This window comes from Caballeronia sp. LZ029, from assembly GCF_031451275.1.
In the GTDB taxonomy this organism is placed as follows: domain Bacteria; phylum Pseudomonadota; class Gammaproteobacteria; order Burkholderiales; family Burkholderiaceae; genus Caballeronia; species Caballeronia jiangsuensis.
Genome location: NZ_JARUXO010000093.1, coordinates 179,755 through 196,969, shown reverse-complemented (window position 1 = coordinate 196,969; position 17,215 = coordinate 179,755). Strand labels below are relative to the sequence as shown.

Annotated in this window: 17 protein-coding genes; 15 read left to right on the top strand and 2 right to left on the bottom strand. The window is 60.8% G+C overall.

All coding sequences use genetic code 11. From position 1 onward, the window contains the following. The first annotated feature begins 124 nt into the window (after positions 1-124). The 3 genes from QCE73_RS35020 (at position 125) to QCE73_RS35010 (ending at position 1,311) form a co-directional block, all read left to right on the top strand. Positions 125-328 (top strand): cold-shock protein, encoded by a 204-nt coding sequence (locus tag QCE73_RS35020; RefSeq protein ID WP_035500078.1) that lies wholly within the window; start codon positions 125-127, stop codon positions 326-328. A 202-nt stretch (positions 329-530) separates the two neighbouring features. After that, positions 531-749: a hypothetical protein gene (locus tag QCE73_RS35015; RefSeq protein WP_309885486.1), complete on the top strand. Its 219-nt coding sequence runs from the start codon at positions 531-533 to the stop codon at positions 747-749. 139 nt (positions 750-888) lie between these two features. Then, complete coding sequence (locus QCE73_RS35010; RefSeq protein ID WP_309885485.1) at positions 889-1,311, top strand: hypothetical protein; 423 nt, start codon at positions 889-891, stop codon at positions 1,309-1,311. 100 nt (positions 1,312-1,411) lie between these two features. Here QCE73_RS35010 and QCE73_RS35005 read toward each other — a convergent pair whose 3' ends face one another. Beyond that, positions 1,412-1,597, bottom strand: a complete 186-nt coding sequence (locus QCE73_RS35005; RefSeq protein ID WP_035500083.1) for a hypothetical protein — start codon at positions 1,595-1,597, stop codon at positions 1,412-1,414. 563 nt (positions 1,598-2,160) lie between these two features. Here QCE73_RS35005 and QCE73_RS35000 point away from each other — a divergent pair. Then, entirely contained in the window at positions 2,161-3,033 is an 873-nt protein-coding gene (locus QCE73_RS35000; protein ID WP_309885484.1) for a transglutaminase family protein, read from the top strand. Positions 3,034-3,087: 54 nt separating this feature from the next. Further along, on the top strand, positions 3,088-3,891 hold the full coding sequence (locus tag QCE73_RS34995) for a transglutaminase family protein (RefSeq protein WP_035500150.1): 804 nt from the start codon (positions 3,088-3,090) through the stop codon (positions 3,889-3,891). 48 nt (positions 3,892-3,939) lie between these two features. On the opposite strand, the gene QCE73_RS34990 is transcribed toward QCE73_RS34995, so the two are convergent. Further along, positions 3,940-5,028 (bottom strand): LacI family DNA-binding transcriptional regulator, encoded by a 1,089-nt coding sequence (locus QCE73_RS34990; protein ID WP_309885483.1) that lies wholly within the window; start codon positions 5,026-5,028, stop codon positions 3,940-3,942. 316 nt (positions 5,029-5,344) lie between these two features. Between QCE73_RS34990 and QCE73_RS34985 the strand changes: the two genes are divergently transcribed. The 10 genes from QCE73_RS34985 to QCE73_RS34940 all read left to right on the top strand — a co-directional run bounded on the left by QCE73_RS34985 (position 5,345) and on the right by QCE73_RS34940 (position 17,206). Then, positions 5,345-6,364 (top strand): Gfo/Idh/MocA family oxidoreductase, encoded by a 1,020-nt coding sequence (locus QCE73_RS34985; protein WP_309885482.1) that lies wholly within the window; start codon positions 5,345-5,347, stop codon positions 6,362-6,364. A gap of 33 nt (positions 6,365-6,397) precedes the next feature. Beyond that, positions 6,398-7,990 carry an acyl CoA:acetate/3-ketoacid CoA transferase gene (locus QCE73_RS34980; RefSeq protein ID WP_309885481.1) on the top strand — a complete coding sequence of 531 codons (1,593 nt, stop codon included), beginning with the start codon at positions 6,398-6,400 and terminating at the stop codon, positions 7,988-7,990. Next, positions 7,983-8,765: an enoyl-CoA hydratase/isomerase family protein gene (locus QCE73_RS34975; RefSeq protein WP_309885480.1), complete on the top strand. Its 783-nt coding sequence runs from the start codon at positions 7,983-7,985 to the stop codon at positions 8,763-8,765. The genes QCE73_RS34980 and QCE73_RS34975 overlap by 8 nt, the downstream gene beginning before the upstream one ends. Position 8,766: 1 nt before the next feature. Further along, positions 8,767-10,308, top strand: coding sequence for an aldehyde dehydrogenase family protein (locus QCE73_RS34970; protein WP_309885479.1), 1,542 nt, complete (start codon positions 8,767-8,769; stop codon positions 10,306-10,308). 50 nt (positions 10,309-10,358) lie between these two features. Next, positions 10,359-11,612, top strand: coding sequence for an ABC transporter substrate-binding protein (locus QCE73_RS34965; RefSeq protein WP_309885478.1), 1,254 nt, complete (start codon positions 10,359-10,361; stop codon positions 11,610-11,612). A 76-nt stretch (positions 11,613-11,688) separates the two neighbouring features. Continuing rightward, positions 11,689-12,654: a carbohydrate ABC transporter permease gene (locus tag QCE73_RS34960; RefSeq protein ID WP_035500100.1), complete on the top strand. Its 966-nt coding sequence runs from the start codon at positions 11,689-11,691 to the stop codon at positions 12,652-12,654. A gap of 40 nt (positions 12,655-12,694) precedes the next feature. Further along, on the top strand, positions 12,695-13,588 hold the full coding sequence (locus QCE73_RS34955) for a carbohydrate ABC transporter permease (protein ID WP_404978582.1): 894 nt from the start codon (positions 12,695-12,697) through the stop codon (positions 13,586-13,588). A 5-nt stretch (positions 13,589-13,593) separates the two neighbouring features. Continuing rightward, positions 13,594-14,700, top strand: a complete 1,107-nt coding sequence (locus QCE73_RS34950; RefSeq protein ID WP_309885477.1) for a sn-glycerol-3-phosphate ABC transporter ATP-binding protein UgpC — start codon at positions 13,594-13,596, stop codon at positions 14,698-14,700. A gap of 23 nt (positions 14,701-14,723) precedes the next feature. Then, positions 14,724-15,503 carry a 3-ketoacyl-ACP reductase gene (locus QCE73_RS34945; protein ID WP_309885476.1) on the top strand — a complete coding sequence of 260 codons (780 nt, stop codon included), beginning with the start codon at positions 14,724-14,726 and terminating at the stop codon, positions 15,501-15,503. 11 nt (positions 15,504-15,514) lie between these two features. Then, positions 15,515-17,206 (top strand): GMC family oxidoreductase N-terminal domain-containing protein, encoded by a 1,692-nt coding sequence (locus tag QCE73_RS34940; protein ID WP_309885475.1) that lies wholly within the window; start codon positions 15,515-15,517, stop codon positions 17,204-17,206. Positions 17,207-17,215 lie beyond the last annotated feature (9 nt).

The window sequence follows — 17,215 nt, the reverse complement described above, 5'->3', positions numbered from 1 at the left end:
AAGCGCGATTGCTGCTCATCATTGACCGCAGCCTGCGGTGTTCGTTGTCCTCTCCCTCCTTGATCCTTTGTTCCGGGACCCCTCTCGCGGTCCCATTTGTTCGTTCATCTTCAGGAGAGTTTCAATGGATACCGGCACCGTCAAGTGGTTCAACGACAGTAAGGGTTTTGGGTTTATCACGCCCGACAGCGGCGGTGATGACCTGTTCGCGCATTTCTCTGAGATTCGCGCCGAAGGGTTTAAGACGCTCGCGGAAAATCAGAAAGTCAGCTATGAAACGAAGAGCGGTCCCAAGGGTCTGCAGGCCGCGAACATCACGCCGATCTAAGTAGCCTTGCTGCCGGTTCCGGGTGCGGAACCGGCAGTTTTGTATCTGGGGTAATCAAAGTTCGTTCAGGTACTGCCGCCGCAATAAATAGCATGCCTGATCATTTCGATGCATTGAACGCATATGCCCGAGCCCCAGCGACACGAGCGCGGGTCGATCCTTCATCGCGTGGTACGATGGCTCACCACTACTGGAGTTCTCGATGTCACGCATGTTGAAAGTTGGAAACCATGAATTCCATGTTGTGGTTCAACCGCTTGCTGCCGGTGGCTTCACCTACGCATGTGTCGATGTAGATTTGAGTAGTTCGAACGTCAGCGAGATCCGCTACGACAGTCATCTTCGCTTCGAGACCGAGGACGAGGCCTATGAAGGCGGCTCGGCTCACGCGCGACGCCAGGCGGTGAGAATAAGGCGCTAGCCATCGCCGGCATCACGTCTCCGTCGTATCGCCATTGCGCGACAGTCAAAGGGCCGGACTTGCTTTTACAAATGATGTCTCGCAAGCGCACGAGACGACGCGTAACCTGTTTGCTTGCATCGACGACGCGGAGGTCGCCATGTGGAACTGCAAGCACTGCAAAGTCGATGTATCCCGGCACAATGCGCATCCAGCCATCGATAGCCTCGGAATTTATTTCGTATGCCCAGGCTGCTTCGAACGTAATCCGTTGACCGGATCGAAAAGAGGCGGGGTTCGTTTGCAGCAATCCACTGCTCCCGACGCTCTTTCTTTGAATCGTCCTTTCCTGCGTTCAGACGGCGATCTTTTCTTCTGTCAGACCATCCAGAACAGGCGCTTGCAAGTCCAGGTCACGCGCGAATGCCTTGACCGTGTTTTCGGTTCCGACGGGTCTGTGTCGCAGGACAGCGAAGTCCTGCGTGTGAACCTGAATCACATCGTCGGGATAGCGACTCAGAAACAGAGGGACGGCTCCCGCTCACCCATCAAAGTGCTTTGCGCCGACTTCGGGCTCGTCTGATACGTGTTCGACCGCCAGCCGTGCATGTCGCCGAAATAGTCAGAATTCCAAAGTAAATACGACGCCGCGATACCTCGTCGGAGTGAAACTTCGAGGCAATCTAGTCCGTCGGTGAGACATAGCGCCACTTCGCGGCGTTGACGTCGATGCGCGCATCGTTCTCAAGTCGCTTTTCTGCGCGGTCGGACTCTGCCTGCCGCAACGCTTCTACGCGAGCTTTTTGAGTTGCCGTCAGGTCCTGTTTTCGGAACGGTGCGGCGGTGTCGGTCGGGATTCGCTTCAGCATGTTGATGTCCGCAAAAAAGGAAGGTCGGTGAAGGGCAGCCACGGGAGCGTGCGCCGCATGGCGAAACAAAGCAAGAACAATCGTCAGACTTCGACAGGGCGATGCATCGGGAAATTCGCGGTCGCGCCTCTCGACGCTCGTCGTCGAGCCAATTAAATAGATCGCGACAGCAATTAAAAATGCGCTCAGAATAGGCTAATTAGCGGCCCATTCCGTGGCCGCCACTCAGGGGTGAGAAATGGCAAAGGGTCAAATGCGAAGTAATCGCGAGGCAAAGAAGCCCAAACAAGCCAAAAAATTGTCGACGCCAGTGGCCGATCCATTCAAGATCCCGGTTCCCAAGACTACCGGGTCAACCAGCGCCGCCAAAAAGAAATAACCGATTGCCGCCATGCATTGCATGGTCGTGTTCGTGAGTCAGTCTTACTTCATGCCTGGCTTTTCATTCGATGTTCGGATTATTTGACGCGCTTCCGAGTCTCGGTTGACTCATTCGCGCATTTCCGCGCGGATTAACCCTTTGGGAGCGAAATGGTGATCCAGTCTCGCCACGGCGTGCCGCAATGAGCGGCCCGCAACGTCTTACCGTGCGCCATCAAAGTGCATATCGCTATTCCGAGCCGGTGCGCTTCGGAGAGCATCGCATGATGTTCCGCCCGCGTGCGAGTCATGATCTGCGTCTTCTGAGTACGCAGTTGATGATCAGCCCGACGCCCGATCGCCTGCATTGGCTGCATGACGTATTCGACAATTCGGTCGCAATTGCGACGTTCTCGGGCGAGGCGTCCGAATTGATCTTCAGAAGCGAGGTGACGCTCGAACACTACGAAGCGCCATTGCCCGATTATTCGCTGGAAGGATATGCGTCGAAGTGGCCATTCGCTTACACCAGCGAGGAAGCGTCGAATCTCGTGAACGCGCGAAGCCGGCCGATTCTTACCGACGAAGTGGACGCATGGGCGCGACGTTTCATCGGACCGGGCGGTTCGACCGAAACGATGACCTTGCTGCGCAGCATGACGCTCGAGATCAAGAACAGCTTCACCTACGTGCGGCGAGTCGAGAAGGGCGTCAATCAACCCGCCGAGACGCTGCGGCTGGGAAGCGGCAGTTGCAGGGATTTCGCGGTGCTCATGATGGATGCGGTCCGCTCGCTGGGCCTGGCAGCCCGGTTCGTCAGCGGCTATATCTTCGTGCCGAACCACGACGCGACGCTGGGCGGCGGTGCGACGCACGCTTGGTTGCAGATCTATCTTCCCGGTGCCGGCTGGGTCGATTTCGATCCGACCAACAGCATCATCGGCAACCGGAATCTGATTCGTGTAGCCGTAGCCTGGAATTCCGATCAGGCGCTGCCGCTGTGGGGAACGTGGCACGGCGCGATGCATTCGTTCCGGAGCCTCGACGTAGACGTGAGCGTCACCGAAGACGACTGATGGAGACATCTTTGCGCCCCGCGCCCCATGACTTCTCAATGCAAGGATGATTCGATGAAACTCCGCGTGGGCTATGAACTGATCTACGAGTGTCCGCAGCCGACCCCGATGATGCTGATGTTGAACACGCACTTCTCCCGCGCGCAGGATGTGCTGTCCGGCGATCTGCTGGTGGTCGATCCACCCGTGCCGATCACGCAGTATCGCGACAGCTTCGGTAATCTGTGCAGTCGTATCGTCGCACCGGCGGGGCTGATATCCCTGTCCACCAGCGCATTGCTCGAAATCTCCGACCAGCCCGAGACGCGCGAACCGCTCGGGCATCAGCATCCCGTCGAGACGCTGCCGGATGAATGTCTGGTGTTTCTGCTCGGCAGCCGATATTGCGAAACCGATCTGTTGTCCGCCATCGCGTGGAAACTGTTCGCCGCGACTGCCCCGGGGCGTGACCGGGTGCAGGCGATCTGCGACTACGTGCATGGCCACATCAAGTTCGGATACGGGTTCGCTCGCCCGACCAAGACCGCGTTCGAGGCGTTCGAGGAAGGCGAGGGCGTTTGTCGCGACTTCGCTCATCTGGCCGTGGCGCTGTGCCGCGCGATGAATATTCCGGCGCGCTATTGCACCGGCTATATCAGCGATGTCGGCGTGCCGCCGCCCTATAGCGCGATGGATTTCGCGGCCTGGTTCGAAGCCTACGTGGGCGATTCATGGCAGACCTTCGACCCGCGCAACAACGTGCCGCGTACCGGCCGCGTGCTGATGGCGCGAGGTCGCGATGCCGCCGATGTCGCCATCAGCAATACCTTCGGTCCGACCGAGCTGATCAAGTTCGATATCCACTGCGCGCCTGTGTGAGTTCGAACGGGCAGAATCGAACGCAATGCAGCGCGCGCATCGGTTCCTTCACGACGCCCGGGCTGCACGCTTGCGGCCGGGCTGCTTGCCTCGGACGGCTCGCGTGGCGTCCTCTGCATCGATCGCATGCTCGCTTGATTCGCGGATGATGAGTTCCGGCACCGCGAAGAATTGCTTTGCCGGACCATCCGTGACAGCGCCTTCGACCAACCTCGAAAGAAGGGTCTCGCTCGCGAGCGCGCCGAGTTTGTCGGAGCCTGCCGAGAGCGTCGTCAGCGGTGGATTCGTATGTTCGGCCGCCACGATGTTGTCGCAACCCACAACCGCCAGGTCCTTGCCCGCACGTTTGCCCATCCGATCGAGTTCATGCAGCACGCCGATCGCGACCTGGTCGTTATAGCAGAGCACTGCCGTGGGACGGAGCGCCATGTCGAAGATCGCGCGCACCGCTTTCTGGCCGCCCTGTGGCGTGAGTTCGACGTCGATCGTCCACTCGTCGGCAACAGGAAGCGCGTGCTTCTTCATCGTCGAGAGATAGCCCTCGCGACGCTGACTAGCCACCGCGTAGCCTTTGCGATTCCCTGCGAACGCGATGCGCGTATGTCCCTGAGCGATCAGGTGCGCAGTGGCGAGCGCGAAGCCGAAAGCGTTATCGACGCCTACGGTATCGACGTCATCGCCCATCGGACGCATCACGAGCACGAGCGGGATGCCCCACGATCGAATCTCCGCCGGAAGCGCATCGTCCGTCCCGAGCGCGGGCGACATGATCAAGCCGGCGACATTCTGTTCCCGCATCGAGCGCAGCACGCGAGTTTGCGTGGCGACGCTTTCGGCCGTATGCGCCATCAACGTGGTGTAACCCGCCTCGGCGAGCACGCGTTCGATCGCCACCAGCAATTCAACGAAAAAGGGGTTCGTCAGGTCGTTGATGACCATGCCGATCGTCGCGCTGCGTCGACCGCGCAACGCCGCCGCGCCCCGGTTGTACACGTACCCGAGCTGGCGCGCGGCCTGTCGCACCTTTTCCGCGGTGTCTGCCGGGATGCGCGGATTCTCCTGCAACACCAGCGACACGGTCGATTTCGACACGCCCGCGGTTCTGGCGATGTCGAGGATGGTTGGATTGCTTTTCATGTGGGACGGGCTCGGGAACGGCTTGCTCACCGGAAGATTATCACCGTCGCTAGAACGTTCCACTGAATTTTTCAATAGTCGGATGTTTTGCGTGTTCGGTTATCGAAGGGATCAGGGTTCGTCTCTAGTTGACTCGCCAAGACCTGCGAACTACATTAAGTGGAACGATCCACCACAAAGAACGGCGCAAGACGCCGAATTTTTCAGCAGCTTAGTGGAACGATCCACCAACGGTCACGATGGCCAGGAACGCGGAAGCGCGTTTTCTTTTCCGCCGCTAGTGGAACGTTCTACTTGATCGATACTGGAGACAGACATGGCGGCACGTATTGGATGGGCGCTCGTTGGCGCCAGCACGATCGCAGACGAGTGGATGGTCGACGCCATCCGGGCCCAGGCTGACGCCACGATCGAAACCGTCGTCAGCGGCAATGCAGCGCGCGCACAAGAATTCGCCGCGAAGCACGACATCACCCGGCATTCCACCGATCTCGACGCCGTGCTCGCCGATCCGGCAGTCCATGCGGTGTACATCAGCAGCACCAACGAGAAACATCTCCCGCAAGTTCTGGCCGCGGCGCGCGCCGGCAAACACGTTCTCTGCGAGAAGCCGCTTGCGCTTTCCGAAGCGGACGCAGCCCGGATGATCGAGGCCTGCGCCGAGCACGGTGTCGTTCTCGGAACGAACCACCATCTCCGCAATGCCGCCACGCACCGCAAGCTGCGCGAACTCATCATCGAAGGCGCGATCGGAACGCCGCTCTTTGCCCGCGTCTTTCATGCGGTGTCGCTTCCGCCGCATCTCCGCGGATGGCGCATCGAACAGCAAGACGCTGGCGGCGGCGTCGTGCTCGACATCACCGTTCATGACGTCGACACGCTGCGCTTCGTGCTGAACGCGGAGCCCATCGAAGTCAGCGCAATGACGACCACCGGCACGATGAGCAACGCGGGTCTTACCGACGGCGTCATGGCGATCGTGCGTTTCGACAACGGCGTTCTCGCGCAACTCCACGACGCCTTCACCGTGCCATTCGCGGCGACCGGACTCGAAGTGCACGGTTCGGACGGTTCGCTGATCGCCAAGGACGTGATGACCCAGCGCGCAATCGGCGAGATCGAACTCCGCGACGCAAACGGCGTGCGATCGATCGAGGTGGAACACGCAAACCTCTACCACACCGGCGTTGCCCAGTTTCACCGAGCCATCCGCGAAGGCCAGAGCCCCGCCGCCAGCGGGGTGGATGGATATCGCTCGCTGATCACGGCCCTCGCGGTCGCGCAGGCTGCGCAAGCAGGCGGACATGTCGATGTGTCGCGTCGCTACGCCGAATAAATCAGCCAGAACCGCATTATCAGGAGACTCAACGTGAGTTCCAGCAAGGTCATCACCCTCGCACAAGCCGCCAGCCTCATCAACGATGACGATGTAGTCACCGTCAGTTCGTCGAGCGGCCTGGGCTGTCCGGACGCAATGCTCGCCGCGATCGGCGCGCGCTTTAACGCGCAAGCGCATCCGCGCAATCTGACGATGCTCCATCCTATCGCCGCCGGCGACATGTACGGGATCAAGGGCATCGATCACATCGCAAAGAAAGGGCTCATCAAAACGATCATAGCGGGCTCGTTCCCCAGCGGCCCGTCGAGCCTGCCGATGCCGGATATCTGGCATCTGATCGTCGATAACGAGATTCGTGCGTACAACCTGCCGAGCGGCGTGTTGTTCGATATGCACCGCGAGGCGGCGGCCAGGCGTCCCGGCGTATTGACCAAGGTCGGACTGGACACCTTTGTCGATCCGTCGCGGCAGGGCGGCGCAATGAACGCCAGCGCTGCCGAGCACCCCATCGTAGAGAAGGTGACGTTCGCCGGCGACGAGTGGCTGCACTATCGCAACTTCGTCCCGCGCGTTGCCATCGTTCGCGCCACGACCGCGGACGAGCGCGGCAACCTGTCCTTCGAACACGAAGGCGCGCTGCTGGGCGGACGCGATCAGGCGCTCGCGGTGCGCAACAACGGCGGCATCGTCATCGCGCAGGTCAAGCGTGTCGTGAAGGCGGGATCGCTGCACACGCAATCGGTGCACATTCCCTGCAATCTGGTCGATTACGTCGTGGTCGATCCGGCTCAAAAGCAGACCACGCAGATCGAATACGACCCCGAGATCAGCGGCGAAATCAAGCTGCCCGAGAGCGCGTTCGAGTTTGCGCAATGGCATCCGGACAAGATCATCGCCCGGCGTGCCGCGATCGAGCTGGCGCAGAACGACGCAGTGAATCTTGGCTTCGGGATCTCCGCGAATGTGCCGCGCATCTTGCTCGAAGAAGGCTATCCGAACGATGTGACTTGGGCCATCGAGCAAGGCGCGGTGGGCGGTGTGCCATTGCTGGGATTCGCATTCGGCTGCTCGGGCAATGCCGACGCCATCATGCCGTCGCCGTCCCAGTTCGTCTATTTCCAGGGCGGCGGTTTCGATGTGTCTCTGCTCTCGTTCATGCAGGTCGATCGCTTCGGCAATGTGAACGTATCGAGGCTCCCGAGCAAGCCGTATCTGACGGCGGGGTGCGGAGGCTTCATCGACATCACCACACATGCGAAGCGTCTTGTCTTCAGCGGCTACTTTACGGCTGGCGCGCAATTCGAAGTCGGCAACGGAAGACTTTCGATCGTCAAGGAAGGCAAGAAGAAGTTTGTCGCCGATGTCGATCACGTGACCTTCAGCGGTCGCATGGGACAAGCCCGCGATCAGGAAGTCCTGTACATCACCGAACGATGCGTGATCAGACTCGGCAAAGACGGGCTCGAAGTCGTCGAGATCGCTCCCGGTATCGATCTGCAGAAGGACGTGCTGGATCAGTGCGATATCGAGTTGAAGGTGTCGTCCTCGCTGAAGACGATGGACCCCGCGATCTTCACGGACGCGCCCTTCGGACTCAAGCTCAAGGAGGCGCGTCATGGCTGATCACGCGCTTATCCGCATCGAGAAACGCGGTCCGGTTGCAGTCGTCACGCTCGATCGGCCCGACAAGCTCAACTCGCTCACGCCGTCGATGCTTGGACAACTCGAAGACGCCGCCGCGCAACTCGAAACGGACGGCAGTCTGCGCGCCGTCGTGTTGACGGGCGCCGGCGAGCGTGCCTTCTGTGTCGGCGCGGATATCAATGAATGGTCCGCCCTTGCGCCGCTCGATATGTGGCGTGTCTGGGTCACGCGCGGACATCGCATCTTCGATCGTTGGGCTGCATTGCGCCTGCCCGTGATCGCCGCGATCAACGGTCACGCGTTCGGTGGCGGTCTGGAACTCGCCGCAGTCGCCGACGTTCGGGTGACCGATCCGGCCGCGACCTTCGCGCTGCCCGAAGCGAGCATCGCGACCTGTCCTGGCTGGTCCGGAACGCAGCGGCTCGTGTCCCTCATCGGACCCGGTCACGTGAAGTCGATGGCGCTCACCGCACGACGCATCGACGCGCAGCGCGCCTATGCAATCGGCCTCGTCGACGAAGTGTCCGAAGCGGGTAAATCGCTCGATGCGGCGATGGCCGTCGCCGGGCAAATCGCGACGCTTGCGCCCGTGTCCGCGCAACTCACGAAGCAACTGATCAACGCAGCCGCGGGCTTCAATACCGGCGCCACGCTGGAAGCGATGGCCGGCGCGCTGTCCGCCACGACGCAAGACGCCCGCGAGGGTATGGCCAGTTTCCGCGAACGCCGCAAGGCGCAATACGAGGGTCGATGAAATGACGAGTCAGATCGCTGTTCCCGCCGCAACGGCGCTGGTTGAGAATGCAAAGCCGCTGCAACACGAGGCGTTCGCCGGAAAGATGTTCATCGATGGCCGATGGAAGGAGGCCGCAAGCGGCGAGCGCTTCGAGCGCAGCAGCCCGGCTCACGGTCAAGTGGTGAGTTCATTTCCCGAAGCCACGGGCGAAGACGTCGAAGCCGCGATTCAGGCCGCCGACGTCGCTTTCAGGAAAGGCCCGTGGCCCCGGATGAAGGGTGTCGAGCGCGCCCGCGTGTTGCTCGCCGTGGCTGAAGGCATCAAGGCGCGGGTCGAAGAGATGTCCTTGCTCGAATCGCTGGAGACCGGCAAGCCCCTCACGCAGGCGCGCGGCGAAGTCTCGGGTTGCGTCGATCTCTGGCAATACGCCGCGAGCCTCGCCCGTACGACGAGCGGCGACGCTTACGACTCGCTCGGCGAAGACATGCTGGGGATCGTCCTGCGCCAGCCGATCGGCGTGGTCGGGCTCATCACGCCCTGGAATTTCCCTATCTGGATTCTTTCGCAGAAGCTTCCGTTCGCCCTTGCCGCAGGCTGCACGTGCGTCGTCAAGCCGAGCGAACTGACTTCGAGCACGACGGTCATCCTCGCGGAGATTCTCGAGCAAGCCGGCGTTCCGAAGGGCGTGGTCAACGTCGTCACCGGCAAGGGCCCGACGGTCGGCCAGCCGCTCGCAGAACACCCGGCCATCGGCATGCTGTCTTTCACCGGTTCGACGCGCGTCGGCGGACTGCTTGGCGGCATCGCGTCGAAGCAGTTGAAGAAGGTGGCGCTCGAACTCGGCGGCAAGAATCCGCAGATCGTCTTCCCCGACTGCGATTGGGACGCCATGGTCGATGCCGTTGTCTTCGGCGTCTATTTCAATGCGGGCGAATGCTGCAATAGCGGCAGCCGCGTTCTGGTTCACGAGTCGGTAGCGGAGAAGTTCGCGCAGGCTGTCGTCGAGCGCGCGCAACAGGTTCCGGTCGGCGATCCGCTGCACCCCGATACCAAGATCGGCGCCATCGTCAGCGAAACGCAGCTTCGGGAAATTCTCGCGAACATCGACAAGGGCGTAGCCGCTGGTGCACGCGTGCGTCTGGGCGGCAAGCGCTACGACGCCAAAGGTCTTTATCTCGAGCCGACCATCATCAGCGATGTCACGCCCGAGATGAGCATCGCGCGCGACGAGATCTTCGGTCCCGTTCTCTCGATCGTCACGTTCAAGGACATCGAAGAAGCTATCGAGATCGCCAACGACTCGGCGTATGGACTGTCGGCCGCCGTCTGGAGCAACGACATCAACACGTGCCTCACGGTCGCACGCGGCGTCGATGCCGGGACCGTATGGGTCAACACATTCCTCGACGGCTACCCGGAACTGCCCTTCGGCGGCTTCAAGTCCAGCGGCGTCGGCCGCGAACTCGGCAAGCAGGCGGTCGAGGACTACACCGAAACCAAAACGATCCAGTTGCACATCGGCGCACGCAAGAACTGGTGGCTGCCGCAGTCCACCAAGTGACAGTCATATACGAACGCTCCCGTCGCGGGGCGATCAACAAGGAGACGAAGATGTTCAAGAAGCGTATTGCCGCCGTCGCGGCTGGATTGTTCGCGTGCCACGCACTTTCGGCGATTGCCGCCGACAAGCAAGTGGAAGTGATGCACTGGTGGACCTCCGGCGGCGAGGCCAAAGCGCTGGGCGTTCTGAAAGACAACCTGAAGCAGCGAGGCTATGCGTGGAAAGACAGCCCGATCGCGGGCGGCGGCGGCGAAGCGGCGCGCACGGTGTTGCGCGCGCGCATAGCATCGAACAATCCGCCCGACGCAGTGCAGATGCTTGGGTTCAGCGTGCTGGATTACGCGGAGCAGGACTTGCTCACGAATCTCGACAGCATCGCCAAGAAGGGCGACTGGGACAAGCAGGTGCCCGCGCCGCTGCAGCGTTTTTCGAAGTCGGATGGACACTGGTATGGCGTGCCCATCGACGTGCATAGCGACAACTGGATCTGGGCCAACAAGAAGATCTTCGATGAACTCAAGCTCACGCCGCCGCAAACCTTCGAAGAGCTCGTCGCCGACGCGGACAAGATTCGGAAGGCGGGTTATATCCCGCTGGCTCACGGCGGACAGGCGTGGCAGGAAGCAACGATCTTCGACAGTGCAGTGATGTCGGCGGGCGGCCCCAAGTTCTATAACGATGCGTTGGTCAAGCTCGATCCCAAGGCGCTCGGCTCGAAGACCATGGAAAAGGCGTTCGACCAGTTGCGCGCGTTGCGTGGCATGGTCGACCCGAATTTCCCCGGCCGGGACTGGAATCTCGCTACCTCGATGGTCATCAATGGCAAGGCCGCCATTCAGATCATGGGCGACTGGGCCAAAGGGGAGTTCGCCAATGCGGGCAAGAAGCCGGGCGTGGACTACCTTTGCATGCGATACCCCGGCACGCAGGGCGACTTCATCTTCGTGACCGACCAGTTCGCCACCTTCAAGGCGGGCAGCGACCGGCAGGCCGGACAGTACGCGTTCGCGGAAGCCGTGATGGACCCCAAGGTTCAGGCCCAGTTCAATCAGATCAAGGGCGCGGTGCCGGCACGTCTCGATGTGCCCGCCGATGGCTTCGACGAGTGCGGTCAGAAGTCGATGGCCGACATGCGCACGGCGCTCAAGAACGGGACGATGGTCGGCAGCTTCGCCCACGGCCAGGCGATGCCCGAAGCATCGAAGACAGCGCTCTATGACGTCGTCACGCACTTCTTCAATTCGAATCAGTCGTCGGCCGATGCCGTGAAGGCGCTCGTCACGGCTATCCAGAATTCGAAGTGACGATCTGACCGCTCAGGCGGACGGCAAGCGTCCGCTGCGCTCTCGTGTTCGATGTTCTCGACGTGCAGGTGAAATCATGCTTCTACACTCTCGTGCCCAGTCCATAGACCCGGCAAAGTCCCCAGCCCGAGCGGAGAAAGTCGGGAAAAAGCGTTCTGCGCGCAACGCGTTCGAAGCGCTTCTCCCGAAGCTCGTGCTCAGCCCGACACTGATCATCACGCTGGTGTTCGTCTACGGCTTCATCGTCTGGACGACGGTGCTCTCGTTCACACGTTCCCGCGCATTCGCCACGTTCAAATGGGCTGGATTCACGCAGTTTGCACGCGTGTGGGAACACCCTCGCTGGCACGTCGCCGTGGAGAACCTCGGCATCTATGCGTCGCTGTATGTGGTCCTGTGCCTTGCAATCGGCCTCGCGCTCGCGATCCTTCTGGATCAGCGCATTCGGGCGGAAGGTTATCTGCGCGCGATCTTCCTGTACCCGATGGCGTTGTCGTTCATCGTCACCGGCACCGCGTGGAAGTGGATTCTCAATCCGGGGCTCGGCCTGACGAAGCTCTTCCACGACTGGGGATGGTCGAGCTTCCAGTTCGACTGGATCATCAGCGACGACATGGCGATCTATACCGTCGTCATCGCGGCGGTCTGGCAAGCGTCCGGCTTTGTCATGGCGATGTTCCTCGCGGGCTTGCGCGGCATCGACCAGGAGCAGATCAAGGCAGCGTCGATCGACGGCGCGCGGATGCCCTCGATCTATCGCCGCATCATCATTCCGCAATTGCGCCCGGTCTTCATCTCGGCACTCGTGATCCTGGTTCACCTGGCGGTGAAGAGCTACGAGCTGGTGATTGCCTTGACCGGTGCAGGCCCTGGTTACTCGACCGAACTCCCATCGACGTTCATGTACTCGTTCACGTTCACACGTAACGAGCTGGGTATGGGAGCCGCGAGCGCCGTGATGATGCTCTGCACCGTCGCCGCGATCATGGTGCCCTACCTCTACTCGGAAATGCGCCCCCGTCGTTCCGGCGGCGGTCACTGAAGCAATCCGTACCTATCCACGTAGCCTGAAGGAGACAAGCATGGCTGCCAAGACCTGGGACTCGCCACAAATGGTGGTGGGAAAGCATAACAACGTATCGCGCATCGTCATCTATTCGATGTTGTTGATCGTCGCGCTCGTATATCTCGTGCCGCTCGTCGTGATGTTGCTCACCTCTTTCAAACCGCTTCAGGAAGTGTATGCGGGCAATATTCTCGCGCTGCCGCACGAATGGACGCTCGCTGCATGGGAGAAGGCCTGGGGCTCGGCCTGTGTCGGTCTCGACTGTTCCGGCGTGAAAGGCTTCTTCTGGAACTCGTTTCGTATGGTCTTTTCAGCAGTGTTCCTTTCGACGCTGATCGGCGCGCTCAATGGCTATGTGTTGACGAAGTGGCGCTTCAAGGGCGACAACGTTCTGTTTGCGCTCGTCCTGTTCGGCTGCTTCATCCCGTTCCAGATCGTGCTGATCCCGATGGCGACGTTTCTCGGCAAGATCGGTCTCGCTCAATCTATCACCGGCCTCGTCTTCGTGCATGTGGTCTACGGGCTGTGCTTCACGACGCTGTACTTCCGCAACTACTACATCGCGTTTCCCGATGAACTCGTGAAGGCCGCGATGATCGACGGAGCGCGCTTCTTCCGCATCTTCTTTCGGATCCTCCTGCCGAACTCGGTGCCCATCATCACCGTCACCGTGATCTGGCAGTTCACGAACATCTGGAATGACTTCCTGTTCGGCGCATCGTTCACGACGGGCGCATCGGCGCCGATCACGGTAGCGCTCAACAACATCGTCAACACTTCTACCGGCGTCAAGGAATACAACGTGCAGATGGCCACCGCGATGATCGCGGCGCTTCCCACGCTGCTCGTCTACGTCGTCGGAGGTCGTTATTTCGTCCGCGGTTTGATGGCTGGTTCGGTCAAGGGGTAATCATCATGTCTTCTCTTCATGTCAGCAACGTGCGCAAGGCCTACGGCTCTACGGAAATTCTTCGCGAGATCAATATCGACGTGGACGATGGCGATTTCCTCGTGCTCGTCGGCCCGTCGGGTTGCGGCAAATCGACGTTGCTCTCGCTCATTGCCGGACTCGATACGCTATCGGGCGGCGAAATCCGCATCGGTGACGACAAGGTCAACGACCTGCATCCGAGCGAGCGCGATATCGCCATGGTCTTTCAAAGCTATGCGCTGTACCCGAACATGACCGTGGGGCAAAACATCAGCTTCGGGCTCGAGATGCGCAAAGTCTCGAAGGGCGATCGCGAGAAGGCGGTACAGGATGCGGCGCGTCTTCTTCAGATCGAACATCTGCTCGATCGCCGTCCGGGTCAGCTTTCGGGCGGCCAGCGCCAGCGCGTCGCGATGGGCCGTGCGCTCGTGCGTCATCCCAAGATCTTCCTGTTCGACGAGCCGCTCTCCAACCTCGACGCGAAGCTGCGCGTGGACATGCGCACGGAAATCAAGAAGCTGCACCAGCGGCTGGGCGCGACCATCGTCTACGTGACGCACGATCAGATCGAAGCGATGACGCTTGCAACCCGCATCGCGGTGATGAAAGGCGGCATTCTCCAGCAGCTCGGCACGCCGGCCGAGGTCTATAACACGCCTGCAAACACGTTCGTGGCGACGTTCATGGGGTCGCCGTCGATGAACCTCATTCCCGCGCGCATCGAGGGGAGGAACGGCTCGCTGCATCTGAAGATCGGTCAGGGCAATGACGCCCTGGATCTCGAACTTCCGCCGCAATCTCAAGCCGTCGATCGCTATGTCGGCAAGGAAGTTATCGCAGGTTTGCGACCGGAGGCGATTGGGGTAGAGAACGAACGCGCGGCGTCTGCTATTCGAACCGTGCCCGTCAGGATCAACGTGCTCGAGCCCACTGGACCGGACACGCTCGCTGTCCTCGATTTCGGCGGCATGGAAGTGTCCGCGCGGCTCGGGCCGGACATGCCGCACGCGTCGGGTGAACGTTGCGAACTGCGTGTCGATCTGTCGAAGCTGGTGCTGTTCGATAAAGACACGGAAGCACGCATTCATTGATCGAAGACTGGGACGGTGGACTTATGAGCAAGTCGAATGGACCATGCCCGACCGCGCTGGTTACCGGCGGACGCAGGGGAATCGGGCGATCGATCTGTGTCGAACTGGCGCGGCGCGGTTTCGATGTCGTGCTGACCGACGTGACCGATGACGAAGACGCGCAGGCGACGTGCGAACTTATCCGCAACGAGGGACAAGATGCGCTTTTCGTTCGCAGCGACCTGAGCGATATCGAATCGCACGCAGAGGTAGTGAACGCCGCGATCGGTTTCAAAGGCAGCTTGGAGTGCCTCGTGAATAACGCGGGCGTCGGCTCGCCAAGTCGTGGCGATCTCCTCGACGTTCGTTCAGACGCGTTCGACACCGTGCTCGGCATCAATCTTCGCGGCACGTTCTTCATGACGCAAGCTGTCGCGCGGCACATGATCGCGACGCCATCGAAATGTGCGCGCTCGATCGTGACTGTCTCGTCGGTGTCGGCGCAGATGGCCTCGACGGAGCGAGCGGAATACTGCCTGTCGAAATCCGCCTTGCCGATGCTTACGCAGCTTTTCGCGCTGCGATTGGCGAAGTCGAATATCAGCGTCTTCGAAGTGCGGCCCGGAATCATCCGCACGCCGATGACGGCAGGCGTCGCACAGAAGTACGAGGCCCGATTCGAGGAAGGGCTGGTCCCCGCGGCTCGTTGGGGCGAAAGCGACGAAGTGGCTCGCGCGGTCGCCACGCTCGCCGATGGATCTCTTCCGTTTTGCACTGGCAGCGTGTTGCACGTCGACGGCGGCCTTTCGATCCCTGCATTTTGAGCGTGACCGACATGAATACGACGACATATGACTACGTGATCGTGGGCGGCGGCTCGGCCGGATGCGTGCTCGCCAATCGGCTGAGCGCGGACCCCACGGTGAAAGTGCTTCTTCTGGAAGCGGGCGGTTCGGATCGTCACCCGTTCTTTGCGATGCCTGCCGGCTTCGCGAAGATGACCAAGGGCATCGGCTCGTGGGGCTGGCATACCGTGCCACAGAAGCATCTCAACAATCGCGTCCTGCGCTTCACGCAAGCGAAGGTTATCGGCGGCGGCTCGTCGATCAACGCGCAACTCTATACGCGAGGCGTGCCCGCCGACTATGACGAATGGGTCAGCAAGGCCGGAGCGACGGGTTGGTCCTATCGCGAGGTATTGCCGTATTTCAAGCGTTCGGAAAACAATCAGCGCTTCGCGAATGAGTTCCACGCCTACGGCGGTCCCCTGGGCGTCTCGAATCCGATCAGCCCGCTTCCTATCTGCGAAGCGTTCTTCCAGGCCGGGCAGGAGTTAGGCATTCCGTTCAACCCCGATTTCAACGGCGCTTCGCAAGAGGGCCTTGGGTACTATCAACTGACGCAACTTGACGCGCGTCGTTCGTCGGCAGCGACGAGCTTCATCAAGCCGGTGCTCGGACGGCGTAACCTCACCGTGCAAATGGCCACGCGCACGTTGCGCGTCATCGTCGAAGGCCATCGTGCAGTGGGTGTCGAGGTAGTCGTCGGCGACAGCCGCGATACGCAAATCATCAGGGCCGCGCGAGAAGTGATCGTCTCTTCCGGCGCTATCGGTTCACCCAAGCTGCTCCTGCAATCCGGTATCGGGCCCGCGTCGCATGTCCGGTCTGTCGGGATCAAACCCGTCCATGATCTGCGCGGCGTCGGCGAAAATCTTCAGGATCACCTCGATCTGTTCGTCATTTCTGAATGCACGGGCGATCACACCTACGACAAATACAACAAGCTGCATCACGCTGCGTGGGCCGCGTTGCAATACGTCGTGCTGAAAAAAGGCCCGGTGGCGTCGAGTCTCTTCGAAACTGGCGGGTTCTGGTACGCAGACCGTGACTCGCCCAACCGCGACCGCTCGCCCGATATCCAGTTCCATCTGGGGCTCGGTTCGGGAATCGAGGCGGGTATGGCCAAGCTGCAAAACGCGGGCGTGACGCTGAACACGGCTTATCTACGGCCACGGTCGCGCGGCACGGTTCGTCTCGCAAGCAGTAATCCGGCCGATGCGCCTCTGCTTGATCCCGACTACTGGTCGGACCCGCACGACAGGGACATGGCCATCAAGGGCTTGCGTTTGGCTCGCGACATCCTCAGCGCGCCCGCCATGCGCCGCTTCGTGCAGAACGAAGTTCTTCCCGGATCGCGGGCCAACAGCGATCAGGAGCTTTTCGAGTACGCGTGCGCGAATGCGAAGACCGACCATCACCCGGTCGGGACATGCCGCATGGGACAGGCAAGCGATCCGGACGCGGTGGTAACGCCCGACTTGCGGCTGATCGGTCTCGATGGCCTGCGCGTCGTCGATGCGTCCGTGATGCCTTTCGTGCCCTCCTGCAACACCAATGCGCCGACCATCATGATCGCCGAGAAAGCAGCGGACATGATCATTCAGTCCGCGTCTGCGAGCATCGCCGCGCCCACGGTTGCACCTGTCACGAATCTGTCCGACTTCGCCATTCCTTCCAGACACTGAGAGGTACAG